The sequence below is a fragment of the uncultured Algibacter sp. genome, from assembly GCF_947490405.1.
Classification (GTDB): Bacteria; Bacteroidota; Bacteroidia; order Flavobacteriales; family Flavobacteriaceae; genus Algibacter_B.
This window is the reverse complement of sequence record NZ_CANLGU010000002.1, coordinates 797,177-822,992: the sequence shown is the minus strand read 5'-3', so window position 1 is coordinate 822,992 and position 25,816 is coordinate 797,177. Positions and strand designations below refer to the sequence as shown.

At 31.7% G+C, this 25,816-nt stretch carries 24 protein-coding genes; 9 read left to right on the top strand and 15 right to left on the bottom strand.

Translation table 11 applies throughout. The annotated features are described in order from the left end of the window. Window positions 1–24 precede the first annotated feature (24 nt). Window positions 25–333: a rhodanese-like domain-containing protein gene (locus Q0772_RS07540; protein ID WP_298342302.1), complete on the top strand. Its 309-nt coding sequence runs from the start codon at window positions 25–27 to the stop codon at window positions 331–333. Here the strand turns inward: Q0772_RS07540 and Q0772_RS07535 are convergent. The 8 genes from Q0772_RS07535 to alaS form a co-directional block, all read right to left on the bottom strand. Beyond that, window positions 323–937 carry a DUF4230 domain-containing protein gene (locus tag Q0772_RS07535; protein WP_298342300.1) on the bottom strand — a complete coding sequence of 205 codons (615 nt, stop codon included), beginning with the start codon at window positions 935–937 and terminating at the stop codon, window positions 323–325. The two genes, Q0772_RS07540 and Q0772_RS07535, sit on opposite strands and share 11 nt — an antisense overlap. Window positions 938–1,088: 151 nt before the next feature. Further along, window positions 1,089–1,739: a response regulator transcription factor gene (locus Q0772_RS07530; RefSeq protein ID WP_298342296.1), complete on the bottom strand. Its 651-nt coding sequence runs from the start codon at window positions 1,737–1,739 to the stop codon at window positions 1,089–1,091. Between the two features lie 78 nt (window positions 1,740–1,817). After that, window positions 1,818–3,770, bottom strand: a complete 1,953-nt coding sequence (locus Q0772_RS07525; protein ID WP_298342293.1) for a sensor histidine kinase — start codon at window positions 3,768–3,770, stop codon at window positions 1,818–1,820. A 7-nt stretch (window positions 3,771–3,777) separates the two neighbouring features. Further along, window positions 3,778–4,053 (bottom strand): hypothetical protein, encoded by a 276-nt coding sequence (locus Q0772_RS07520; RefSeq protein ID WP_298342290.1) that lies wholly within the window; start codon window positions 4,051–4,053, stop codon window positions 3,778–3,780. Between the two features lie 223 nt (window positions 4,054–4,276). Further along, window positions 4,277–6,118: a PQQ-binding-like beta-propeller repeat protein gene (locus Q0772_RS07515; RefSeq protein ID WP_298342286.1), complete on the bottom strand. Its 1,842-nt coding sequence runs from the start codon at window positions 6,116–6,118 to the stop codon at window positions 4,277–4,279. A gap of 62 nt (window positions 6,119–6,180) precedes the next feature. Continuing rightward, on the bottom strand, window positions 6,181–6,702 hold the full coding sequence (locus tag Q0772_RS07510) for a DUF6252 family protein (RefSeq protein ID WP_298342283.1): 522 nt from the start codon (window positions 6,700–6,702) through the stop codon (window positions 6,181–6,183). Window positions 6,703–6,828: 126 nt separating this feature from the next. Continuing rightward, on the bottom strand, window positions 6,829–7,773 hold the full coding sequence (locus tag Q0772_RS07505) for a GSCFA domain-containing protein (protein ID WP_298342280.1): 945 nt from the start codon (window positions 7,771–7,773) through the stop codon (window positions 6,829–6,831). 35 nt (window positions 7,774–7,808) lie between these two features. Next, entirely contained in the window at window positions 7,809–10,421 is a 2,613-nt protein-coding gene (gene alaS, locus Q0772_RS07500; RefSeq protein ID WP_298342277.1) for an alanine--tRNA ligase, read from the bottom strand. A gap of 221 nt (window positions 10,422–10,642) precedes the next feature. Here alaS and Q0772_RS07495 point away from each other — a divergent pair, with 221 nt between their 5' ends. The 6 genes from Q0772_RS07495 to Q0772_RS07470 all read left to right on the top strand — a co-directional run bounded on the left by Q0772_RS07495 (window position 10,643) and on the right by Q0772_RS07470 (window position 14,386). Then, the gene (locus tag Q0772_RS07495; RefSeq protein ID WP_298342275.1) at window positions 10,643–11,614 is read left to right on the top strand and encodes a M23 family metallopeptidase; all 972 of its coding nucleotides are present in this window, start codon (window positions 10,643–10,645) and stop codon (window positions 11,612–11,614) included. Then, window positions 11,614–11,943: a MerR family transcriptional regulator gene (locus Q0772_RS07490; RefSeq protein WP_298342272.1), complete on the top strand. Its 330-nt coding sequence runs from the start codon at window positions 11,614–11,616 to the stop codon at window positions 11,941–11,943. Before Q0772_RS07495 ends, Q0772_RS07490 begins: the two co-directional genes overlap by 1 nt. Window positions 11,944–12,017: 74 nt before the next feature. Continuing rightward, window positions 12,018–12,605 (top strand): LemA family protein, encoded by a 588-nt coding sequence (locus Q0772_RS07485; protein WP_298342270.1) that lies wholly within the window; start codon window positions 12,018–12,020, stop codon window positions 12,603–12,605. Between the two features lie 2 nt (window positions 12,606–12,607). Further along, window positions 12,608–13,048 carry a TPM domain-containing protein gene (locus tag Q0772_RS07480; RefSeq protein WP_298342267.1) on the top strand — a complete coding sequence of 147 codons (441 nt, stop codon included), beginning with the start codon at window positions 12,608–12,610 and terminating at the stop codon, window positions 13,046–13,048. Window positions 13,049–13,094: 46 nt separating this feature from the next. Next, window positions 13,095–13,907, top strand: a complete 813-nt coding sequence (locus Q0772_RS07475; protein ID WP_298342265.1) for a TPM domain-containing protein — start codon at window positions 13,095–13,097, stop codon at window positions 13,905–13,907. Then, the gene (locus Q0772_RS07470) at window positions 13,907–14,386 is read left to right on the top strand and encodes a TPM domain-containing protein (protein WP_298342262.1); all 480 of its coding nucleotides are present in this window, start codon (window positions 13,907–13,909) and stop codon (window positions 14,384–14,386) included. Before Q0772_RS07475 ends, Q0772_RS07470 begins: the two co-directional genes overlap by 1 nt. A gap of 61 nt (window positions 14,387–14,447) precedes the next feature. On the opposite strand, the gene Q0772_RS07465 is transcribed toward Q0772_RS07470, so the two are convergent. Together Q0772_RS07465 and der are read right to left on the bottom strand one after the other, a co-directional pair. After that, a complete protein-coding gene (locus Q0772_RS07465) occupies window positions 14,448–17,021 on the bottom strand; it encodes a TlpA disulfide reductase family protein (protein ID WP_298342259.1) in 2,574 nt (857 codons plus the stop codon). Between the two features lie 173 nt (window positions 17,022–17,194). After that, complete coding sequence (gene der, locus Q0772_RS07460; protein ID WP_298342256.1) at window positions 17,195–18,499, bottom strand: ribosome biogenesis GTPase Der; 1,305 nt, start codon at window positions 18,497–18,499, stop codon at window positions 17,195–17,197. 164 nt (window positions 18,500–18,663) lie between these two features. On the opposite strand from der, the gene Q0772_RS07455 reads away from it, so the two are divergent. Next, the gene (locus Q0772_RS07455) at window positions 18,664–19,164 is read left to right on the top strand and encodes a GTP-binding protein (protein WP_298342253.1); all 501 of its coding nucleotides are present in this window, start codon (window positions 18,664–18,666) and stop codon (window positions 19,162–19,164) included. Between the two features lie 60 nt (window positions 19,165–19,224). Here Q0772_RS07455 and Q0772_RS07450 read toward each other — a convergent pair whose 3' ends face one another. The 5 genes from Q0772_RS07450 to Q0772_RS07430 all read right to left on the bottom strand — a co-directional run bounded on the left by Q0772_RS07450 (window position 19,225) and on the right by Q0772_RS07430 (window position 24,565). Then, window positions 19,225–20,775: a choice-of-anchor I family protein gene (locus tag Q0772_RS07450; RefSeq protein WP_298342250.1), complete on the bottom strand. Its 1,551-nt coding sequence runs from the start codon at window positions 20,773–20,775 to the stop codon at window positions 19,225–19,227. A gap of 87 nt (window positions 20,776–20,862) precedes the next feature. Then, the gene (gene era, locus Q0772_RS07445) at window positions 20,863–21,744 is read right to left on the bottom strand and encodes a GTPase Era (RefSeq protein WP_298342245.1); all 882 of its coding nucleotides are present in this window, start codon (window positions 21,742–21,744) and stop codon (window positions 20,863–20,865) included. 117 nt (window positions 21,745–21,861) lie between these two features. After that, window positions 21,862–22,557, bottom strand: coding sequence for an FKBP-type peptidyl-prolyl cis-trans isomerase (locus tag Q0772_RS07440; protein WP_366105352.1), 696 nt, complete (start codon window positions 22,555–22,557; stop codon window positions 21,862–21,864). A 202-nt stretch (window positions 22,558–22,759) separates the two neighbouring features. Continuing rightward, the gene (locus tag Q0772_RS07435; protein ID WP_298342240.1) at window positions 22,760–23,428 is read right to left on the bottom strand and encodes a bifunctional 4-hydroxy-2-oxoglutarate aldolase/2-dehydro-3-deoxy-phosphogluconate aldolase; all 669 of its coding nucleotides are present in this window, start codon (window positions 23,426–23,428) and stop codon (window positions 22,760–22,762) included. Window positions 23,429–23,518: 90 nt separating this feature from the next. Beyond that, window positions 23,519–24,565: a sugar kinase gene (locus Q0772_RS07430; protein WP_298342237.1), complete on the bottom strand. Its 1,047-nt coding sequence runs from the start codon at window positions 24,563–24,565 to the stop codon at window positions 23,519–23,521. 153 nt (window positions 24,566–24,718) lie between these two features. Between Q0772_RS07430 and Q0772_RS07425 the strand changes: the two genes are divergently transcribed. Then, window positions 24,719–25,762 carry a LacI family DNA-binding transcriptional regulator gene (locus Q0772_RS07425; protein ID WP_298342448.1) on the top strand — a complete coding sequence of 348 codons (1,044 nt, stop codon included), beginning with the start codon at window positions 24,719–24,721 and terminating at the stop codon, window positions 25,760–25,762. The last annotated feature ends 54 nt before the right edge of the window (window positions 25,763–25,816 follow it).

Here is a 25,816-nt window from a genome sequence, read left to right as displayed (position 1 = left end):
TATTAATTTTAAAGAAAAAATATAATGGGATTTTTAAAATACTTTTTTAAAAACAAAAACAGCCAAATTAAAGAATTCATAGATCGTGGCGCAGTGATTGTTGATGTTAGAACTGAACGTGAATGGAATGAAGGATATATTCCAAATGCTATTCATTTACCTTTAAGTGAATTGAAAAACAATATTGAAGAAATCAAGAAAACCAATAAGCCTGTAATAGCATATTGCAAAAGCGGTGTTCGTTCTGCCAGAGCCACAAAACTTTTAAAGTTTTATAAAATTGAAGCTATAAATGGTGGTGGAATGGCAGATTTAAAACAACTTACAGCTTAATACCTCGAAGAGTTTCATAATTAGTAATTGGTGTTTCGTTGTACTGCAATGTCCACCCAAGTGAGTTGGTTAAAATATAAAATTTAGAAAGCTCACTTATCAATCGATTTTTGGCATTTGCTTTTAAATCTGATTTATCAATTTTTATTGATAGGGATTTGTTGATTGTATTTTTAATATCATTATAATCTTTGGCTTCAAAAGGATTTAAATAGTCTGCTTGAACGTCATAATATTCTAAATCTGGATTTATTTTTATTTCTTCTTCAGGAATACTTATAATCGTTAATGTTTTATTGGTTTTATCTATTTCAAACTCAATTTTACTTAAATCATAAGCAATAGTAACTTCAGCATTTACAACCACTAACGCTTTCTTTTCAACAGATAATAAGTCTCCAAAAATATCCTTTAAACTCTTATAATTAAATACCTCGCTAAAATATCCTTCTGTTACAATAAGTTTACCCACATTATTAATTTGCTCTTGAATAAGCGCTGTGTTTTCCTGAAGTACAATTTTATCCTCGCGTTTATCTCCACAATATTTAAAAGTGAATAAAACAATTAAAGTGATTATAACACCGAATAGAATTTTTCGCATGTACCAATTTAGTGATATTAAATTTTGAAGCAAAAAAAACATCAGTTTCTCCGACATATAGAGCCAAACCAATGTATTTATAAAACTAAACTAACACTACAAATATAATTGTTTTGTAATTTAAGCGTATTATGCTAAGGTTAACCATAGTTTAAATTAACTTGTTCTTTTTTGCTTTTTGAACTGCTTCTAGTTTATTATGGACCTGTAATTTTTTGTAGATATTTTCTATGTGCTTTCTTACTGTTCCAACAGATAAAATAAGATTATCTGCAATGGCATTATAGCTTAGTCCCTTACTTAATTGCTCTAAAACCTCAACTTCTCTTTCGGTTAGCTTAATATCTTCCTTTTCATATTCATTTTCAATCTCTAATGGATTCCGAAGAAGCTTTAAAGTTTTTAATGCTATTGAAGGGTTCATTGCTGCACCACCATTTAAAGTATCTTTTATTCCGTGATATAAATCTTTAGCATTAACTTCTTTAAGTAAATAACCATCAGCACCCGCTTTTATAGCATTGAATATATTTTCATCATTATCAAAAACAGTAAGCATAATAATTTTAATGTGCGGATATTTTTGTTTTATAATTTCAGTGGTTTCGATACCATTTAAAACTGGCATTTCAATATCCATCAATATGATATTTACATTATGATCTTCCTGAAGTTTCTCCAATAAATCAGAACCATTCATTCCTGAAAATTTAACTTTTAAATCTTCAAAAAAAGACAGCTTCTCTTCTACTGCTCTAATTAAAAAAGAATTATCATCTGCTATGGCTATTTTTATATTCATTTACTTGATTTTCAACATAGGAAATCTATCACTTTTTACTTGAGAAATCCATACGTAATTCATCGTATATTTTCAGAGCTAAACACACATAATAATCAACACCTCTGTACCCTTATTTAACTGACTATCTATATCTATATCTGCCCCAATTTCCTTTGCACGCTTTTTCATATTGTTTAGCCCGTTACCTTTTTTTAGGTTATTCTTTTCAAAACCTTTACCATTATCGGTGATTTTAAACTGTATGTTTTTATCCTGTTTAAGTATATCAACTTTTATCATTGATGCTTCTGCATATTTGATAGCATTATTTATGGCTTCCTGAATAATTCTATAAATATTCATTCCTTTTACTGATGTAAATGCTTCCGATTTGTCTATGGATTTATCAATCTTAAACTCAAAAGTCAAATTATTAGAAAACATATCAGCTTTATCAATAAAGTTTGAAATTCGAGTTTCTAAATCCTCTAGATAAATAACATTCTTATTCATAGCCCAAATAGTATCCCGCAACTCATAAATGGTATCTTTAGTAAATGCACTTATACTCAATAGCTTACTATTTAATTTTTTATTTTTTATTTTGAAGCCATATTGCAAATTCTCTATTGAAGAAATAATAAAAGTAAGTTGCGCCCCAATATTATCATGTAAATCTCTGGATATTCTTAGACGTTGTTCTTGTAATTTATTCTGGGTTTCAATCTTTACTAAAGCTTCTTTTAATTCACTTTCTTTTTTTAATTGCTCATTTTTTAATTTTTGCTGCTTAAAAAGCATGTAACCTAAAAGAGAGATAGCTATTGCCAAAATAATTAAACCTATTAACTGGGTGTTTTTTTTGTTTAAGTTTAGTTCTTTCTCTGCTATGTCTGCACGTTGTCCAAGTATTTCTTTTTCTCGTTCCGAGGCATTATACTTTTCTTGTACATTAGCTATTTCATTTAAAACTTGTTTACTATACAAGCTGTCTTTCAAGGTCTTGAACAACTCACGATAGTGAATAACACTATCTGTTTTATTTTGGTAAGCATAATAGTAAGCAAGCTTATCGTATGCTTCAACCTTTAACTCGTTGGCATTAAACTCCTCTGAAAGCTTTAAACCTAAGCGTAAATTCCGTTCCACTTTATTAAACGCTTTCATATCAAGATATAAACCACCTATGCGTATTGATGAGCTAGCAATTCCAAACCTATCATCCAGTTCTTGTCTTAACCGCAACGATTCTTCTAATGATTTTAATGCTTTACCGTACTCCCCTTTACTCTGTAATAAACTACCATAATTATTATACAAAGCAGCTAAACCAGTTTTAAAGTTATTGATTTTAGCAAGTTCAATACCTTTTTTATAATACAAGGTGCTGTTAACGGTATCAGTAAGATGTAAATAGGCATTTGCAATGTTATTATATGATTTTACTAAAGCCCTAGCATCATTTAATTCTTTGTTTAATTCTGCTAATTCCAAATGCGCTTCTAGAGCTTTTTTATATTGCTTTAATCCTTTATATATATTAGCTATATTATTTTTTAAAACAGCAGCGTATCTAATATTATTTCTTGCTTCATAGATTTTTAAAGCCTTAGTGGCATGGGTGATAGCGGAATCCATCTTAAAGGTATTTTGATATACCAAACCTATTTTATTATGCAAGCTTGCGATACCCGAAGAATCTTTCAATGATTGCCTTATCTTCAAAGACTTCTCATAAACCTCTAAAGCTTTAGAATATTCTGCTAATCCATAATGCAAAATACCTAAATCATTATATGCCTGGGCTTCTCCTAATTTATTTTTGTTTTTTTGGGAAATCCCTAATGCTAACCCTCCGTAATAAAATGCACTATCAGTAGAAGTGTTTCTATAATACCAACACAAATCACTGTATACTTTTGCCTTAATAGAGTCACTAGGTTTTAATTTTATGATTTGTTTTAAACTGTCAATTACTTTTGCTTGATCTTGAGAGAAGCTATAAAAACTTAATAAAACAAATAGGGTTGAGATAAATTTATTACACATAATGGCACTACTTACTATATGTTTGTTTATGTAATGAAATTAATTCATTAATAATTAAAAATAGTTTGTCGACTATAGAATAATTAAAACCATCCATTAGTTTTAATTTATCATAACTTATTCCAAATTGTTTAGTTTCTTTTTCTATGGTTTTTTGTATCAAATCTTGTTTCTCGATTCCTGATTTTTTTAAGAACTCTGTACTTAAATAGGTTTTAATAATAAGAACTAAAATTAATAAAACCAATAATGCAATTAAAATGCTAAAAAAATCAAACATCATAACAACTTATATTATGATGAAAAACATGTATAAAAAAACACCAAATACCTGAAATTTTGTGGATTAAAGGCTTTGGTGCTTTTTGATATGAACTGATTAATAGCATTTTAAAACTACAATTAAAAGTGTTATGTGATTAAATTTTTCGACTAAGTGTTATTAAAAAAGATTAAGCGCAATAATCTGATTATCACGCCTAATCAACAAATCTCAACAACAAGATTTAGTTTTTAAGGTTATAAGCATATATAGTATTGTTGTTTGCTAGATAATATAAATACCCTCCAAATTCATCAACTTCATATGTTGGTTTTTTATCTTTTAATAGAATTTCTTTTTCGGCTACCCCTGAATCTTTATTAATTTTTACTAATCCTGCACCACTGTCAAGTTTTGTAAGAATAAATTGAGAATTTTCAGTTGCTGCTGTAGCTTTAAATCGCTTAGCCATCTCATTAAAAGAAGCTGTACCAATTTCTGAAAACATATCTGCAGTTCTTTTCATTTGAGCTCCATATTGATTGTATTGTCCTAAATAATTTCTATTTGCACCAGCTCTAGCACTTGCACTTGTTGCCATTGCTGTTGAAGCTACTGCAGTTGCCGCTAATAAAGCAACAGCTAAGGCACTCTTCCCTGGTGAACGAAAATATTCATGATACTTTTCTGAACCATCAAAATCGAGCATCATTAAATTCTGATCTGCGCTTAATAAAAGCCCTCCATCTCTTACTTCTAAATTTGTAGGGTATTCTTTTTCCTCAAACTTATAGGTTGCTAGTGTACTTATATCTCCTGAGTTTTCATCAATTGCAATCATTTCAGCACCAGTACTGATTAAATATCTATCGTGAGATTCATCATAAACACTAGTAACCGCATTAGCTCTCTTGTATTTAATTGGCTTATTCCAAATAGATTCTCCCGTATCTAAATTCACAATATTGGCATCACTATCTGTTATATATATCATACCTTGCTTAGTTAATGCCATAGTATGTATATTCTCTCCTGTTTTTAATGGTTTTTTAAATAGTGGTTTTCCGCCAAAAGAAATTTTATTTATTCCTCCTTCTCTGATGCCAAAAAGAATACCATCTTCCATAATATAAAAGTGTTGAACATACCCCTTTGTTTTTGGCGCTTTTTCCCATAAATCTTCTCCTGTGCTAGATGATAAAAAAGATATATTACTCTGCGCTTTAGCTGCTGCCAATTTACCCAAACCTTTTTTTCCTGTATCTGCTACATCACTTACAATAGCTAACCCCTTTGGCGTTACCTCAAAATTAGACACTACACCTTTTAGTTTATTACCCTCTCCCCACATTTGAGAACCTGATGCTCCAATTTTATGAATCACATGATTCTTCCCTTTGCCTTGAACAGCATACATAGATTTACCATCTTTGTCTGGAATAACATATGCTACATTCTTTAAATCTACAACCCAACTTTCTACACCAGTATTCATATCTATTCTATAAACACCCTTATATGTTGGAAGTATAACACCCCCATCTATAATACTTGGTTGTCCGGTAAGAGAGTTTGTTCCCTTCATTTTAAAAAGTTTCACCTCATTTCCTGTTCCCATATCATAAATACCGACAGCTTGTACATATTTTTCTTTTGCTGTACGCTGGCCAGAAACAATTAATTTATTTTCTGGCATTAACAATGTTGGCCTGCCTGCTGCTTTCCAACCATTGGCTTTAGTATCAAATAAACGTTTTCCAGAAACAACATCAATAACACTTTGTTTAGCTGATATTCCTCCAAAACCAGATTGTCCCACCATAACATATGGCGTATTTGGCACTATGTGAATTTCTTCTTGTTTTACTTTTCCATAATCATCAAAATTAAATACTAATCCTTCTTGCCCTGGTTTTATTCCTGCTAATCCTTTACCATGAGTAATTAACATAACACCAGAGCTAGTTAATGTCATTTGTTCAATCTTACCTCCTAGATCATAAGTAAAATCTGGAGTTTCAGCTTTCTGCGCGTTCAATATTAGCGTACAGGCTAATAAGAAAACTAATATTTTTAAATGTCTCATTATTAATCTTTTTAAAAAGAAAACCGCACAATACAGGTGTATCGTGCGATAATCAATTATTATTACTCTATTGAAGCTTTAAATTCTCCTTCAGTAAAGGATTTAGTTGACATGTCACTAGCATTGTAGCCTGTGAAAGTAAAAGTCCCCTCTATTGTAGATCCGTCATCAGAAGTTACTGTAATAGTTCCTGTAGCAGAACTGTTCCCAAGAGATATTATTCCACTGCTAATCCAAGCTACCGTGGGCGTACTTATATCCCCATACTGAATTAAATTTGAATTAGTTAAGGCATCACCAGTTGTATAGGTTCCTGTTCCAGTATAATTCAGGATATTAAACCTAAGGTATTCACCATCATTTGTACTTCCTTGTACTGCAAGCACACCGCTGTCTACCACAGCACTAATCAATGATGCTGGGTCTGTTGAAGCAGAAAAACTAGCCCCATCAATTTTAACGGTTAAAAATTCACTTCCTCCTTTACTTGAGTCTCCATCGCCATCATCATCTTTTGAACACGATGTAAATGCTAGTAATGATCCCACCATTACGAATAACATAATTTGTTTTAAATTTCTCATTGTTGAATTATTTTATTGATTAATAGTGATACAAAACTGCAACAATGGATAAATGAAATCAATACGACGAATTACGTATATTGAATTTACGACATACGAATTTCAACTTAAGAATAATAAATGATGCTAAAATTTAATGTGTGGAAAACGAAATGATATCTGATCTTTTTTATCATTTAGATTTTGAAGAAATCTTTGATGCGCTTCAGAATTTTGATTAAAAGGTTTATGTTGATTTCCTTTTTGAATGGTTTCTACCTCCTGCATAGTTTTGATAGATTCATCAGAAATCCAAATACTTTGAAACTTTTCCCAGATATAATTAATAGCTAATGGACTAGGGTGAATCATATCTTGATTATAGAAACGATAATCACGAAGTTCGTCCATCATAATTTCATAAGAAGGAAAGTATAAAACTTTTATATTTAAGAGTGTATGGATAGCAGATATTAAGTTCGATTTTGCTAATGTGTTTTCTATAAAACCATCTTTTAGATGACGTACTGGCGATACCGTAAAGAGTATTATAGCTTTATGATTAACACGCTCAATTAGATTTATAATATTTTGAAGTGATTTTGAAATATCTTCCACATTTAACAATTCTTTTTTGAATTGTTTTTGAGGCACTTTATGGCAGTTAGCTACAACTTTATCAGATTCTAAAAATCGATATACCCACGATGTTCCTAGAGTTATAATAACATGTGTTGCCTTTTGAATAGATTCTGAAGTTAATTGAACTTGAGTATTCAACGCATTGAGCAAATCATCTTTAGAATTGGAACTAAGTCTTGAATGTGCGTCAAAACTATGCCATTGTTCATTTTGATTAAAAACATCTTGATTGGAGTACTGCTTACCATTTACAGCATTAGATATTAAAATCTCAATGGCTTTAGGATGAAATAATATCCCAAAAGGGTTTTGCGTATTTTGAAACTTAAAATAATCGAGTTTTTCACCTATATTTTCTGAAAAGCACGAGCCCAAAAGCAAAATATTAGAATTGTAGTCTATCAGATTTTTAGACTGTTTTTCTAATGGTATTTTGGTTTGCAATTCCATCTAATTTAATCCTGAAATAAGCTCAGGAAGATAAACTAATTCAAATAATCTTTTGAAGATTCTAAAGCTTGATTTATCCCTGAAGGGTTTTTACCGCCTGCTGTAGCAAAAAATGGTTGTCCGCCACCACCTCCTTGGATGTATTTACCCAATTCTCTAACTACTTGTCCAGCATTTAAGCCTTTACTTGAAACTAATTCTTTTGAAATATAACAAGACAATAACGCTTTTCCGTTTTGCTCAGTAGCTAAAAGTAAAAACAGGTTATCAAATTGGCTTCCCAACTCGAATGCTACATCTTTCAAGCCTCCTGCATCTAAATCCAATTTCTTTGCTAAAAACTGCACACCATTTATAACTTCTAGCTCATTTTTAAGATCACTCTTAATACTCTTTGCTTTATCCTTTAATAAACTTTCTATCTGCTTTTTTAAATTGGTGTTTTCTTCTTGAAGATTCTGGAGTGCTTTTACTGGTTCTTTGGCATTGTTTAATAAATCTCTCATTTCAAAATAAGCGCGGTTATTTTCAAAATAAAAATCTTTTACAGCATCATTAGTAATCGCTTCAATTCTTCTAATTCCAGCAGCAACAGCTCCTTCAGAAACTATTTTAAAATGCCATATATCAGAAGTATTTTGTACGTGTGTACCTCCACAAAGTTCTATAGATTTTCCAAATCTAATTGCTCGAACAGTATCTCCATATTTTTCACCAAATAAACTCATCGCACCTTCAGCAATTGCTTGTTCTTTTGGAACATTACGCATTTCTTCTAAAGGCAATTTACCTTCAATACGTCTGTTTACAAAATTCTCAACGTCTCTTATTTCTTCAACAGTTAATTTTGAAAAGTGTGAAAAATCGAAACGTAAATATTTTGAATGTACTGCACTTCCTTTTTGCTCTACATGCATTCCTAAAATTTCTCGCAAAGCTTGGTGTAGTAAATGTGTTGCTGTATGATTACACTCTGTTCTATGTCGCTGTTTAGAATCCACGACTGCTTTAAAAGATTCATTAATATGCTTAGGTAAGTTTTTAGCAAAATGGATAATAACGTTATTTTCCTTTTTAGTATCTAAAATATAAACCACATCACCATGCGTATCTTCCAAGTAGCCTTTATCGCCTACTTGCCCGCCTCCTTCTGGATAAAACGGTGTTAAATTAAATACTAACTGATACATGTCGCCTTCTTTTTTTGAAGTTACTTTTCTGTATCGTGTTAATTTTACATTAGCCTCTAAGGTGTCATAACCAACAAATTCTTCTTCAGCATCATTAACTAAAATGGTCCAATCATCTGTAGACATTTCACTTGCTGCACGAGATCTACTTTTTTGTTTTTGTAACTCAACATTAAAGCCTTCTTCATCAAGTTTTAATCCTTTTTCAGAAAGAATCAACGCTGTTAAATCAATTGGAAACCCATAAGTATCATATAATTCAAAAGCTTTTTCACCCGAAACGGTATCGTCTTTGGTTTCATTTACAATTCTATTTAGTAATACTAAACCTTGGTCTAGAGTTCTTAAAAACGACTGTTCTTCTTCTTTGATTACATTTTCAATAAGTTGTTTTTGAGCTTTAAGTTCTGGAAAAGCCTCTCCCATTCTTTTACTCAAAACATCAACTAATCTATAGATAAAAGGTTCTTTTTTATCAAGAAACGTAAAGCCATAACGTACCGCTCTACGTAAAATTCTTCTAATAACATAACCTGCTCCTGTATTACTTGGCAATTGCCCATCTGCTATTGAGAAAGCTACCGCACGAACATGGTCTGAAATAACACGAATGGCTACATCAGCCTTTTCGTTTTTACCATAATTTTTATTCGTAATCGTTTCAATCTCTCTTATAAGCGGTGTAAAAACATCTGTATCATAATTGGATTGTACTCCTTGAAGCACCATACAAAGACGCTCAAACCCCATACCTGTATCAATATGTTTATTTGGGAGTGCTTCTAGCGAACCATTTGCTTTTCGGTTATATTGCATGAAAACCAAGTTCCAAATCTCAACTACTTGTGGGTGATCTTCGTTTACTAAATCTTTTCCAGAAATTTTTGCTTTTTCTTCCACAGAACGAATATCTACATGTATTTCGCTACAAGGTCCACATGGTCCTTGATCTCCCATTTCCCAAAAATTATCCTTTTTATTCCCTTTTAAAATACGGTCTTCAGAAATGTATTGCTTCCAAATATCATAAGCCTCAGTATCCATTCCAATACCATCTTTTTCATCACCTTCAAAAACTGTTACATATAAAATATCTTTATCAATACCGTAAACCTCAGTAAGAAGTTCCCAAGCCCAAGCAATAGCTTCTTTCTTAAAATAATCACCAAAACTCCAATTTCCGAGCATTTCAAAAAGCGTATGGTGGTATGTATCATATCCTACTTCCTCCAAATCATTATGCTTACCAGAAACGCGTAGACATTTTTGCGAATCTGTAATACGATTATTTTTTGGCTTTGCATTTCCTAAAAAATATTCTTTAAAAGGTGCCATACCTGAATTAACAAACATTAAAGTAGGGTCATCTTTTAAAACCATAGGTGCAGAGGGCACTATACTGTGCTTCTTTTCTTCAAAAAAACTTAAAAATTTCGATCGTACTTTTTGTGACTTCATCTATATAAATTGAGCATCTTGCTTCTTTCAAATTCTATTTAATCAGAAACAATTTTTATATTTACTCTCCAAAACTATTTAAAATAAAGGAGATGTTAACCTTCAATTACATTTTTAGTTTAATTACTATAAAAATAATTTCGTAGGTTTGTTCGTTTACTTAATTAACACAGCACCTTAAGCTGTTTAATTGTAGTTGCAAAAATAGTATAATTTAAGGAATGAGTAAGGTAAAATATTACTACGATAAAGAATCACTTTCTTACCGCAAAATAGAACGTAAAAAGCGTACTACTTTTAAATATGCTGCAATTTTTATTTTAGCAGCTGCTTTTTTTGCTTTCATCTTTGTTTTTATTGCGAGTCAATACGTTGAATCTCCTAAAGAGCGTGCATTAAAACGAGAATTAGCGAATATGAAGTTACAGTTTGAATTGCTTAACAAGAAAATGGAGCATGCCGAAGCTGTATTGGAAAATATTGCTGATAGAGATAATAATATTTATCGTGTTTACTTTGAAGCTAATCCTATTCCAGATGAGCAACGTCGTGCTGGTTTTGGAGGTATAAATCGATATAAAGATTTTGAAGGGTTTGATAATTCGAAATTGATTGTTGAGAGCAATAAGCGTTTAGATATTTTACAAAAACAAATTGTAGTGCAATCTAAATCGCTTGATGAGATAGCTATTCTTGCTGAAGAAAAAGAAAAATTACTTACTGCTATTCCAGCAATTCAACCAGTAAGCAACGAAAACTTAACGCGTATGGCTTCTGGCTACGGGATGCGTTCTGACCCGTTTACTAAAGTACGAAAAATGCATTGGGGTATGGATTTTACAGCACCAAGAGGCACTCCTGTTTATGCGAGTGGAGATGGAGTTGTTGAGCGTGCGGATAGTAACTCATCAGGATACGGTAAGCACATTAGAATAAATCATGGTTATGGCTACACGAGTTTGTATGCACACCTTTACAAGTATAACGTTAGGAAACATCAAAAAGTAAAACGAGGCGATTTAATTGGTTTTGTAGGCAGTACAGGACGCTCTGAAGCCCCTCATTTACACTACGAAATATTTAAAGACGGAGACCGTATTAACCCTATAAACTTCTACTATGGTAGTTTAACTGCGGAAGAATTTAACAAGCTATTGGAGCATGCTTCCTTAGAAAACCAATCCCTCGATTAATGTATATAGAACTTCCAGAAAAAAGATATTACGGTATTGGCGAAGTTGCCAAAGCGTTTAATGTAAACACGTCTTTAATTCGCTTTTGGGAAAAGGAATTTGATGTTTTAAAACCTAAAAAGAATGCAAAGGGCAATCGTAAGTTCACACCTGAAGATATAAAGAATCTTAAATTCATATATCATCTAGTCAAAGAACGTGGTTTCACGCTTGAAGGTGCCAAAACACATCTGAAAGAAGAAAAAAAACAAGCACTTAATAATTTTGAAATTATTAGTAAGCTAGAAGATGTTAAAAATCAGCTTATCAAAATTAAGCAGCATCTTTAATATTAGGTTTATGTAACTTTTTATTAAAAGAAGTGTCTTATCTATAACCATTAACAAAATTAAACTAATTAATCATGAAGAAATTTTTACCATTAATTATTATTGCCATTGTGGTACTAGGAATCTACTCTTGGGCAAAAGGATTTAATAATACAGCTGTAGAATATGAAGCTGACGCGAAAACAGCTTGGTCTAATGTTGAAAGTGCTTACCAAAGACGTGCCGATTTAATTCCAAATCTTGTGGCCACAGTAAAGGGTTATGCTGCACATGAAAAAGAAACTTTAGAAGGTGTAATTAAAGCACGCTCTGAAGCAACAAAAACAACTATTGATGCTGGTAATTTAACTCCTGAAAAAATGGCTCAGTTTCAGCAAGCGCAGCAAGGTTTAAGTGGCGCTTTATCAAGATTATTAGTAACTGTAGAGCGTTATCCCGATTTAAAAGCCGACAAAAGCTTCTTAGAATTACAATCGCAACTTGAAGGCACTGAAAACAGAATTAATGTAAGTAGAGACCGTTTTAACGAAAAAGTAAATATCTACGACAAATTCACGACTAAATTTCCAGGGAAATTATTAGCCAGTTTATTTGGTTTTGAAGAAATGGCTCGATTTAAAAGCGCTCCTGGTAGCGAAAATGCTCCTAAGGTAGAATTTTAAACATGTCAAATAAAGTTGAGGATTTTTTAACTTCCGAGGAAGAACAAGAAATTGTTGAGGCTATTCGAGTAGCAGAGCTAAACACATCTGGAGAAATTCGTGTACATATTGAAAAAACATCTGAAGGCGATTCAACAAATCGTGCTTTAGATCTTTTTCATACTCTGAAAATGGACAATACCAAACTTCAAAATGCGGTATTAATTTATTTAGCTATTGAAGATAAAACCTTTGTGATTTATGGTGACAAAGGTATTAATGACGTTGTTGAAAACGAGTTTTGGGACAGCACTAAAGAGATTATGCAATTACATTTCAAAAAAGGAGATTTTAAACAAGGTTTAATACAAGGGGTTTTAAAATCCGGTGAGCAACTCAAAAAATATTTCCCATACACAGATTTAGATTCAAACGAATTGACTAACGAAATTTCAAAAGGATAAGGTTCTTATGCAATATCCACTACTAAGTAATTTACTATGTTTTAAAATGAGGAGCAAATTCGTGCTAACTCTATTAATTGCACTATTTACTTGTAGCAATACCCACGCTCAATTTGATATTCCCAAAAAACCCACAAAAGCCAATCCTGATGCTGTTTATGATTACATCAACTTACTATCATCATCACAAAAAAATAGTTTAGAACGAAAGTTAATTAAGTACTCCGATACCACCTCAACACAAATTGTTATTGCTATAATTAATTCTACTAATGGAGAGAGCATAAATTATTTAGGTGCGAAATGGGGACAAAAATGGGGTATTGGTCAAGAGAAAGAAGATAATGGGGTTTTAATATTATTGGCTAAGGACGACAGAAGAATAGCAATAAACACTGGATATGGTGTCGAACATTTACTAACAGACGCGATGTCTAAACGTATTATTGAGCGAGACATTATCCCTTATTTTAAACAAAATAATTACCCCGGAGGCTTAAATAGAGGCACTGATGCCGTTTTTGAAGTCTTGAATGGCGAATACAAAGGTACACGTCAGTCCAATCAAAGTGAATTCCCTATTGGATTGATTTTTATTTTGATTTTCATATTCATAATCATACTCATATCTATTTCAAAAAAGAGACGTGGAGGCGGTGGCGGAAATCGCGGAAACCGATCTTCAGGAAGTGACTTGTTAGAAGCCATAATTTTAAGTAATATGGGACGTGGTAGTTACCGTAGAGGTTCAAGCGGCTGGGGCGGAAGCTCTGGCGGTGGAGGATTTTCTGGTGGTGGGTTCGGTGGCGGATTTGGCGGCGGTGGCTTCGGCGGGGGCGGTGCTTCAGGAGGTTGGTAATGATGCAAAAAACACTATTATACATAACAATTTTAGTTTTGGTTTCTTGCAAAACAAAAACCAATCCCAACTTTTTAAAACACCATGCGGTAGTTCAAGATTATGCACATCTCTTTTCTTACGCAGAGAAAGACTCCTTATCTAATACTATTATTGATTACGAAATAACTTCTACAAACGAAGTTTGTATTTACACAATAGACTCGCTTCCTAAAAATGTTTCAGTTCATGATTATGCAACAACATTAGCAAATAGATTAGGCGTTGGTAAAAAAGAGAAAGATAACGGACTTTTAATTTTAATTTCTAAATACAACCGAGATATTGCTATTACTACTGGCTATAATACTGAAAAACATTTAACAGATTATGATTGTAAAATTATAATAGATAGCACAATTGTTCCAAAATTCAAAAAAGGAGAATTCTATAATGGCATCAATAATGCTCTTAATCGCATTATTTATAAATGGAAATAATTACAGCAATTAATCATTAAATAAGATATTGTCTTATTCTTTTCTTAAAAACACTAAACTTTTAGTTTGCTATTTCTGCCTTTAAAATCGACTTTAACATACTATTATTCATGTGTCTCATTTTTTGTTTTACAACCTCTCCTTTTTTGTTAACTAATGTATAATGTGGGATTCCTGTTATTTTAAATTTATCAGCTAAATAATTCCACTCATCAGCAGATACTCTGAAATGTTCACCATTTATATTTGGAATAGCATTTTTCCATGTTTTTTCTGGTGATGTTTGATTTGTAACATATAGAAACACAACATCCTCGTCTTTCATTTCTTCTTTTAAAGGCTCAATTTTTTTAATTCCAAATTTACAAGGACCACACCAAGTTGCCCAAAAATCTACATAAACTACTTTTCCTCTAAACTTTTTAAGCATAGCATCAAATAATTCGTCACCTTCACTTTTCTTTACTGTATTAATTGTATAGCCGCCTTTAGTTCTATTGGTTTCTATCTTTTCCGCTGTTCTTTTATTAGCAATTGCTAAATAATCAGCAAAAATTGGCTCATTAAATTCATTTTGTACTTGTTTTAATTCTCCTGAATCATATACTTCAAAATCATTTAACTTCTTATTTGCATCGTGTAATTTTAGTATATCAAATAAAAATGCATCAGATACACCGAAAAAACTCTTCATCCTGTTATGCTTCTTAGACGCCATTCTATCTCTTGCAATATCTGTAATAATATGATTATGCTTCTTATAAAAAGCCTTTCTTACTTTACCATATTCTGAATTGAACCCCCTTTCTTTTTCTTCTTCTTCGGGTGTTTTTAAAGTTTTTATAGCCTCAAGCATTAAAATTTCTTCATCTAGTAAAACAGCTCCTTTTTTCTTAGAATAATCCGCCATTCTTAACATAAACGGAGTATCACTTTCAGATTCATCTTTATTTTCTTTTAAAAAATCTTGATAATCCTTCATATATTTTTTATAAAATGCCTGTTGAACTTTACCATGAACCTTTCTAAATGCCTCTTGTTTTTTTAGCACCTCAGGTGTTTCAATTTCTTTACTCATTTCTATCATAGCTAATTCATCAACAGAAAGCTCTTTGTTATTTTTTTGCAGCCAATCTCCCATATCAGCTATTGTTGACGAATACACAGACCTTTCATTTTCCTTAAAGATTTTAGCATAAGCTATTCTATTTATTAAAATATAAAACTCGTTTGATAATACTGCTAATTTATTATCAATAAAATCTTTTGTTAGAAAATCATAATACGATTCATCAACTTCAAACGCTTTATAAGCCTTTTTCTTTTTTTTAGATTTTGCTTTTTCATTACTACGCTTTAAACTCCCCTTATACATTTCGTATCCAAATGCTTTTACTAGTGTCCCATAATTAATTTCAAGTTTCTTAATTTGGTGTGCTTTTACGCTTAAAAAGCTTGAGCTTTTATAGGCCTCTAAAGCTTTAAGTTCTTTATCGCGGGCATCTAAACAAATTGCTTTATAATCTTTAGGCGATAGTATTCCAATACTATCTCTAATAATTTTGTAATCGAAATATTTAATTTCATTTAACGCATTCAAATCAGAATTTACTTGTGCTAGACTCCCCATAAACAATGAATCTCCACCATCTATGTAATGAAATATTTCTTTACCTGGCTCTACAAAAACAGAAGTATTACTATTAGCAATACGAACCAATATAGATTGCGGGTAATTTATTGGAAGCTTTACAGAGAAACTTCCGTCATCAGCTATTTTAAGTAGATGAGACACCTGCTCTCCAACAAAAATATCGTTAACATATATCATCCCTGTTTTTTGTTGAGCACGTGGTGTGTAGTTTTTAACGACTCCAGAATATGTAGTGAAATCTATTTTAAATAAATTTGTATCCCTATATAAAACATCATAAGCTAATTTAAAAGCAGGATTATTTACTTTTTCTAAACTATAGGTTTTTAAAGATTTAGCACTATTACCAAAATCTACCGTCCCATTTTTATTTAGTTTTGCAAAAACTGTTTTAGTCTTACCATTACTTACTAAAGAAATAGCATATTTATTCTCTTTCTTATCTATAGATTTATAATTCCAAATAGCACTTTCTATAATGGCATTTTTAGAATTAAATCCATAATCCCAACGATTACTACCATCTGCTAAAAGCCAATTCCCCCTTAGTTCTTTTGGTATTGACAAACTACTTTCATCTTCTTGTAACACAATATCATAAACATGCCAACCTCGTTCTTTCTCTACACCAAAATCAATAGTCTTAGCAGTTTTATCAATAGGCGGGAAATATAACTGATACGTTACTTCTCCTGATGGTGGAAAATCATTTCTTTTAAATTTGGCACCTGTTACTTTGGTAACAAATAGTTTGTTATCACCACTTAAATCTTGAATATAAGATTCTTTTAATATATGAAAATAACCCCATCGCAACTTTTTTATTTTAAAATGTAACACAGTTGTAGTATCCTGTATTTCAATTTTTGTTATTTCCCCTGGGTATTTAGATAATCCGTACTCAGGGTTTTCAATAAATTTTTGAGCAAATGTAAACGTGCACATAAGCATTAATAAAATAACTGATACGCTTTTTTTCATGACTGTTTAATTGGTGTTTCAAGATTGTGGTTTAAAAAAATGGAAAGACAAAAAAGAGTATGATTAATCACTTTCCAATCTTCATGTATATTATTAATAGCTAAACTACTAACGAATATAGAGCATATTTCGTGTGATTATTCTTAAAAAAAGCCTAATTTACAGAGGGGATTTTACTTCTTACGCATATATACACTAATAGGTACGCCATTAAACCCAAAGTTTTCACGTAATTTATTTTCTAAATAACGTTTATACGGTGCTCGTATGTATTGTGGTAAATTACAGAAAAACGCAAATTGTGGTTGGGGTGTTGGTAATTGCATGATATATTTAATTTTCACAAACTTTCCCTTATACGCTGGTGGCGGATAACTTTCTATAATAGGCAGCAATACATCATTCAACTGACTAGTTTTAATTTTTTTAGATCGATTTTTATAAACCTCAACAGCAGTTTCAATAGCTTTAAAAATACGTTGTTTAGTTAGTGCTGAAATAAAAACTACTGGAACGTCTGTAAATGGTTCCATTTGTTTTTTTATAGCCTTTTCGTATTCCTTCATAGACTTATGGTCTTTTTCAACTAAATCCCACTTATTTACTAAAACCACAATCCCTTTTCTGTTACGCTCTGCTAACCAAAATATATTTTGCACTTGTCCGTCAAAACCTCTATTAGCATCTAAAACCAATAAACATACATCGGCATGCTCAATAGCTCTTACGCTTCGCATAACCGAATAAAACTCTAAATCTTCTTTTACTTTAGATTTTCTTCTAATTCCAGCAGTGTCTACCAAATTAAATTCAAATCCAAATCGATTGTATTTTGTATCAATAGAATCTCGTGTTGTTCCAGCAATATCAGTAACGATATATCTCTCCTCACCAATTAATGCGTTTATGAATGACGACTTTCCAGCATTAGGCCTTCCTACTACAGCAAATCTTGGCAACTCCTCTTCTATAACCTCTTCCTTTTCGGGTAAAGCTTCAATTAAAGCATCTAAAAGTTCTCCTGTACCACTTCCGTTAATACTAGCAACGGTATAATATTCGCCTAATCCTAAAGAATAAAACTCAACAGCATCTTCAGCTCGTTTTCCATTATCTACCTTATTTACAACAAGAAATACAGGTTTAGTCACTTTTCTGAGTAATCTAGCCACATCTTCATCCATCCCTGTTACTCCAGATTCTACATCCACCATAAAGATTATAGCATCAGCTTCATCTATAGCTAATTCAACTTGCTTATCAATTTCAGCTTCAAAAACATCATCACTCCCCAAAACATAGCCGCCTGTATCTATTAAAGAAAATTCTTTTCCGTTCCAATCACTTTTACCATAATGACGGTCTCTAGTAACGCCACTAACAGCGTCAACAATAGCTTCACGTCGTTGTATTAAACGATTAAAAAACGTTGACTTTCCAACATTTGGCCTTCCTACAATTGCAACAATATTACTCATAAACTTAAATTAAATGCATCAGAAACAACATCTTATAGTTGTATTCTGAAAACTTTTGCAAAAATAGGAAATATAGACGACGCAAAGTTCTTTTTTAATAAAGATTGAGCGTATTTAAACTTTAAAGAAAAAATAGTACTTTAATGTTCTAAACTTAACTATAAATGCCACTAAGTAATGACATTGTTTTAAGACCAAGGTTTAAAATGGAAATACCTAGGTATAATGAAGCCATTTTAAGTGATTTCGAGAATGCAAAAACTACTCAAAAGGATTTTGTTATAACTCGAGTAGATGACCATGTATTCATAAAATTCCCTAGAGACAAACAAACATTTTGGACGCCACAACTTCATCTTGAAATTAATAAAATTGACGATAATTCAAGTAAACTTCACGGATTATTTGGACCAAACCCAACAGTTTGGACACTTTTTATATTTCTTCATTTTATAGTTGCTGGACTATTTATAACATTTGCCATTTGGACGTACACAAATTGGTCGTTAAAAGAAAGTTATGCAGCTCAAGCTAGTGTTACATTTCTGATGGTTTTGGTTTGGATAACGCTATATTTTGCTGGGAGTATAGGAAAAGCTTCTGGCACAAGTGATATGCGATTACTTAATAATTTTATGAACAGCATATTAAACGCTGAAAATTAAAACCAGAGTGTAAGTTACACTCTGGTTCTCTTATTTACTCTTTATAAATATTGTAAAATTCTATTTTGAATAAATATTTAAAGTAGCGTCACTTGGAAACTCATTTGAAACAATTAATAATCTTTTTCCATTAGGACTTTCTTCTGGGTTTACTACTAATAAACCTTCAGGTGAAGTATTCCTTAATCTTTGAACGAAAAATGGATTATATACATCTGTTATATTATAAATAAGCACATCCCCACTTCTTTCTAGTCCAATTATTGCGAATGTATTTATTCCATCAGAATAAGTAGTTACAGCCTCTGGCTCAGTTCCTTTATCATCTGATCTGTTTTCAGGATAATTTCCAAAATCAAACAAACTCGCTAGTGTAAACTCATTCCCAGAGTCAAAAATCAATTTACCTGTAGTATTCCATATAGAAAAGGAACGTGCTCCATAGCCATATATTTGATCTATATCACCGTCTCCATCTGTATCTCCATTAGCTGTGGTAACTTTTAAACGTCCTAAATTTTCTTCCTCTTGAAGTATTGCTGCATTTGGGTAAGCTACCGGATCCAAAATTAAATCATCACCTCTTTCTTCTTCAGAATAACCATCATAATCTCTTGCATCTCCTTCATTAGCAGTAATAATATAACCAATACCTCCTATTTCAAAATAATCAATAGCATCAGGTTGATAAAAACTCCGTACTGGCCAATGTTTTAAATTTCCAATATCATCATCTCTATCACTTAAATCAAAAGCTATTTCAGAATAATCTTTTGTACCTAAAGGATAAATATTTGTTATTATTTTAGTATCAATATCCAATTTAGCAATACCATTATTCTCTTGTAGTGCTATAAAAGCTGTTCTTGAGTCTGATGATACTGTTATATACTCGGGCTCAACATCTGTACTTAAATCTGCTCCTGGACCAAATACTCTAAATCCATTATCCTCTAAAGTGGCTTCCTCTGAATTAAAATTATCAAAGAAAATTTGAGTTGCAGTTTTAGTTTCTACTTCAATTAATGTTATTGACCCTTTAGGATCTATATCATAAGCATCATTAGGTTCACCTTCATTTGCAGCTATAATATATTTTGCATCTGGTGTAAAAGTTACCATATCTGGTAATGCTCCAGCAGTAATTTCAGCATAAGGAGTGGTTAAATTATTTGTTTCAAAAACAATCACTTTACCATTATCAGTAGATTCGTTTGCTTCTATTGCGATTGCCAAAAGACCACTTCTACAAGCTACAGAGTTTACATTACCTCCATACAAAGTAACATCAATTGGATTTTTAATCTCTGGGTTGTTTAAATCAGATATATTTATAACATCAACTTCTTTAGCTTCAGAATTTGTTGAAAACACAGTTTTAGTTGCAGCATCATAAGCAGAAATTTCCGGAACACCGTCGCCTAAGCTAATTTTAGCTTCAGTAGTAAAATAGGCTACATCCATGCCGTCTTGCCCATTGACCCCATCTTGTCCATCAAGACCATTTGTTCCGTCTTGCCCGTCCATACCGTCTTCAACACATGAAGTGAATACTATAAAAGTTCCCACAAGGGTTACACTAAGTAATTTAAATAATTTGTTACGTTTCATAATTTTGAATTGATTAATTAATTCACAAATATGAAACAGCAACTTTACGATAATGTTAATTTATCAAGAAACTACTATTAGGATTTACTAGTTATTGTAACCAAAACGTTTCAGCTGATTTTGGTTACTACGCCAATTTTTATTCACTTTTACATATAATTCTATATGAATTTGTTTTCCGAAGAACTTCTCTAAATCTTTTCTTGCTTCAATACCTACTCGTTTTAAAGCACTTCCCTTATGCCCAATTATAATTCCTTTTTGTGTTTCTCTTTCAACCATAATTACTGAACGTACTCTGATGATATGGTCTTCTTCAAAAAACTCTTCTGTATCAACTTCAACGGCGTAAGGAATTTCTTTTTTGTAATGAAGTAAAATTTTTTCACGAATAGTTTCATTTATAAAAAACCGCTCTGGTTTATCTGTTAGTTGATCTTTAGGGTAAAATGGTGGTGATTCTGGTAATAAATCTAAAATACGACTGAATACTTCTTTGACATTAAATCCTTCAAGTGCTGATACTGGAAATATTTCTGCATTAGGTACCTTTTCTGCCCAAAGCTGTACTTGTTCTTCTAGTATTACTTGATCTGACTTATCGATCTTGTTGAGCAAAAGTAAAACTGGTATTTTAGAAGCGGTAATTTTATTAAAGAATGCTTCATCTTTTAATTCTTTTTCTCCTATTTCAACCATATAAATCAGCACATCAGCATCTTCAAAAGCAGACTTCACAAATCCCATCATTGACTCTTGAAGCTCATAAGCAGGTTTTATAATTCCTGGTGTATCACTTAATACCACTTGAAAATCATCTCCATTTACAATACCTAATATTCTGTGCCTTGTGGTTTGCGCTTTTGATGTTATTATCGAAAGTTTTTCGCCAATAAAAGCATTCATTAAAGTTGATTTACCAACATTAGGATTTCCTATAATATTTACAAAACCTGATTTATGTTTCATTTTGATTATTTAATACAGTGTAAAGTTACAATCTTGATTGGTTAACTTGGTTATAAAACAAAAAAACAGGAAGATGAACCTCCTGTTTTAATAATTATTTAAAATGTTAGAGTAAATTTACTCAACTATTTCTAATAATTCTACATCAAAAATTAATGTAGAATTAGGCTTAATTTTACCTCCAGGTCTTGGATTAGATCCATAAGCTAAATCCCCTGGTATAAAGAATTTATATTTAGCACCTTCTTTCATTAATTGCAAACCTTCTGTCCACCCTTTTATTACTTGAGTAACACCAAATTCTGTTGGCTCTCCTCTATCCACAGAACTATCAAAAACAGTTCCGTCAATTAAAGTTCCATGGTAATGTACTTTTACTTTAGATGTAGTTGTTGGTTTAGCACCAGTTCCTTCTTTTAAAACGATATACTGTAAGCCACTTTCTGTAGTTTGTACACCGTCTTTAGTTTTATTCTCTGCTAAGAATTTATCCCCTTCTTCTTTGTTTGCTTTTGCTTCTTCTTGACGCTTAGATGCTTCTTCTTGTTGTTTCTTTTGAAAATATGCTCTAATAACCTGTTGCGCTTTTGTTTCATCTAACAACATATTTGTAGAATCTAAAGCATTTGAAAACCCTTGAATAAACAAATCATTATCAAAATCATCAAAACTCGCTTTTACGTTTTTAGCTACATCCATTCCAATAGCGTAACTTACAGAATCTAATTCTGTTTTTATAGGTTTTTGCGCAACGCCATTCTTGTTACATGATACTAGCAACAATAACACAGTTCCAAGACTTAAATATTTCATTATTTTCATTTTTTATATTTTTTTAATGTGATGCCAAATGTAACAAATTTATAGTGAGTAAAAAAGTAAAATATATTGCTTGACTTAGTTAAAATATTATTAAAAATCTAATCTAACTATATCGAAAAAGTATAAAATTACACAAAAAAAGAGTCGCTTAATGGCAACTCTTTTTAAATTCAAATAAAATTTTAGTTTAGATTTATTTTCTAACAGACTTTACTATGTCTAATGCAGCTTTAACATCTTGCTCTAACTTAGCATAATCTTGATTTGCAATAATATCTTTTGAAATTAGCTTAGACCCCATTCCAACACATGCAACGCCTGCATCAAACCAACCTTTTAAGTTTTCTTCTGTTGGCGATACTCCGCCTGTTGGCATAATCGACGTCCATTGCTGAGGACCTTTTATACCCTTAACAAATTGAGGTCCATAAATATCTCCAGGAAATAACTTTACTATTTCACATCCTAATTCTTCCGCTCTTGTAATTTCAGTTAATGTACCACATCCTGGTGACCATAATACTTTTCTTCTATTACATACTATTGCGATATCTTCTCTTAGTACTGGTGTTACTATAAAGTTTGCACCCAAAGCCATATACATAGATGCTTGACCTGCATCTGTTACAGAACCTACTCCCATTATCATACCAGGTAATTCTGCTATTGCATATTTAGTTAACTCACCAAAAACTTCGTGAGCAAAATCCCCTCGAGCTGTAAACTCCATTAAACGTGCTCCACCATCATAGCATGCCTTTAATACTTTTTTACTTAACTCTATATCATTATGAAAAAACAAAGGAATCATCCCCGTATCTTTCATTGTTTGTGCTACTTCTAATCTTGTAAACTGTGCCATTTTATAAAATGTGTATTTTGTTGAAATGTGTATTTATTTGTCTGCAAGCTGAATAAACAACATAAAAGACAAATTAATAAATACTATGTACTATCTAGCTACTCTACCAGATGCATCTCCTCCCATTAATTTTTCTACTTCAGAAACTGTTACCAAATTAGCATCACCTTTAATGGTATGTTTTAAACACGAGGCTGCTACAGCAAAATCTAAGGCATTTTGATCATTTTCTGGGTATTTTAATAATCCATATATTAAACCTCCCATAAATGAATCACCTCCTCCTACTCTATCTACAATATCAGTAATTTGGTATTGGCGTGTTTCGTACATTTTCTTTCCATCGTATAAAACTCCTGCCCATGTATTGTGTGAAGCCGAAATAGAACCTCTTAAAGTTGTAATTACTTTTTTAGCCCTTGGAAATTTTTCCATCATTTGCTGACAAACGGATAAGAAAGCTTCTGCTTTAACATCATGCCCTTGAGTTTGAACCGTAATACCTTCTGGTTTAATACCAAAATGCATTTCAGCATCTTCTTCATTCCCTAAAACAATATCACAGTATGATGTTAACTCAGTCATAACCGCTTCTCTATGAGAATCACTACAATATTTCCAAAGTTTTGCACGGTAATTCAAATCTGTAGAAATTGTAATACCTTTTGCACTGGCAACTTTTAAAGCTTCTAAACAAACATCTGCAGCACCTTGAGAAATCGCTGGTGTTATACCTGTCCAATGAAACCATTCAACACCATCAAAAACAGCATCCCAGTCAATCATACCTGATTCAATTTCAGCAATTGCAGAATGTGCTCTATCATAAACGACTTTACTTCCTCTAGAAACTGCTCCGGTTTCTAAAAAATAAATCCCTAAACGATCTCCACCCCACACAATCTTATTGACACCTACACCTCTTTTACGCATTTCCATCATAGCACACTCACCAATATCATTTTTTGGTAAACGTGTTACGAAATCTACATCGACTCCATAATTAGCTAAGGAAACAGCTACGTTTGATTCTCCTCCACCATAAATAGCATCAAAATTATTTGCTTGAGAAAACCTTAAAAATCCTTGAGGAGCTAATCTTAACATGATTTCTCCAAATGTTACTACTTTACCCATTTTAATTGATCTTATTTAATAAAATATTAGTTTTGGTTAAACGTTTAACCTAGACTTTAAAAATAAATCAAAACCTTGATTTAATATTAGATTTTGATTAGTTTATTTAATACAGTACATTTGCTTAAACGATTAAGCAAAGATATAAAAAAACTGAATATCAAAAAGAAAACTACAATAAAAGATATTGCAAATGTGTTAAATATCTCTGCTGCTGCTGTTTCTAAAGCATTACATGACGACCCAAGAATTAGTGAAAAAACAAAAAAGGCAGTAAGACAGGTTGCTAAAAATCTAAATTATCAACCAAATCATCTTGCTAGTGCTTTAAGAAAAGGAAAAAGTCATTTGGTTGGTGTTATCGTACCCAGAACCAATAGTAACTTTTTCTCTTCTGTTATTCAAAACATAGAACAAGTTTTAAATAAAGAGGGGTATAATATTATAATCACCCAATCAAACGAATCTTATAAAAAAGAATGTGGTAATATAGACACCTTATTATTCACTCAAGTCGATGGTATTATTGCTTCTATGGCAAATGAAACTATTAACTTAGAATACTATGAAAAAGTAAAAGCTAAAGGTATTCCATTAATATTATTTGACCGAGGTGAGAATGATCTAAATGTGGATTATATTGGTATTAATGATTATGATAGTAGCCATGTAATTGTAGAGCACCTTGTTAATCAAGGACGACAACGAATAGCTCATATTGGAGGTTATAAACGCACTAGAATTTATAATAATAGAATTAGAGGCTATATTGATGCCTTAAAAAAACACAACCTTCCTATAGAGCCCGAACTTCTTATTGAAAGTAGCCTAACAATTGAAGATGGAAGAAAAAAAATGACACAACTTCTTAAGCTTGAAAATAGACCTGATGCTATTTATGTCGCTGGTGATTATGCCGCATTAGGAGCGCTACAAATACTTAATGAAAACAAAATTAGAATTCCTGACGATATAGCTCTTGTGGGTTTTGGTGATGAACCTTTTACTTCTATGGTAACGCCTTCTATTACAAGTATAAATCAACACAGTGAAGAAATAGGTAAACAAGCTGCACTTACATTTCTATCATACACTAATAAAAAACAGATAAAACAAACGTTGAATAAAATTATTTTAGATGCTAAATTAGTAGTAAGAGAATCTTCAAATATTTTATTGAAAACAACTCATAAGTAAATTCACAAATAGGTTCTGGATATAAACTGAGTTTAAAAGCCTAAAGTTTCAACA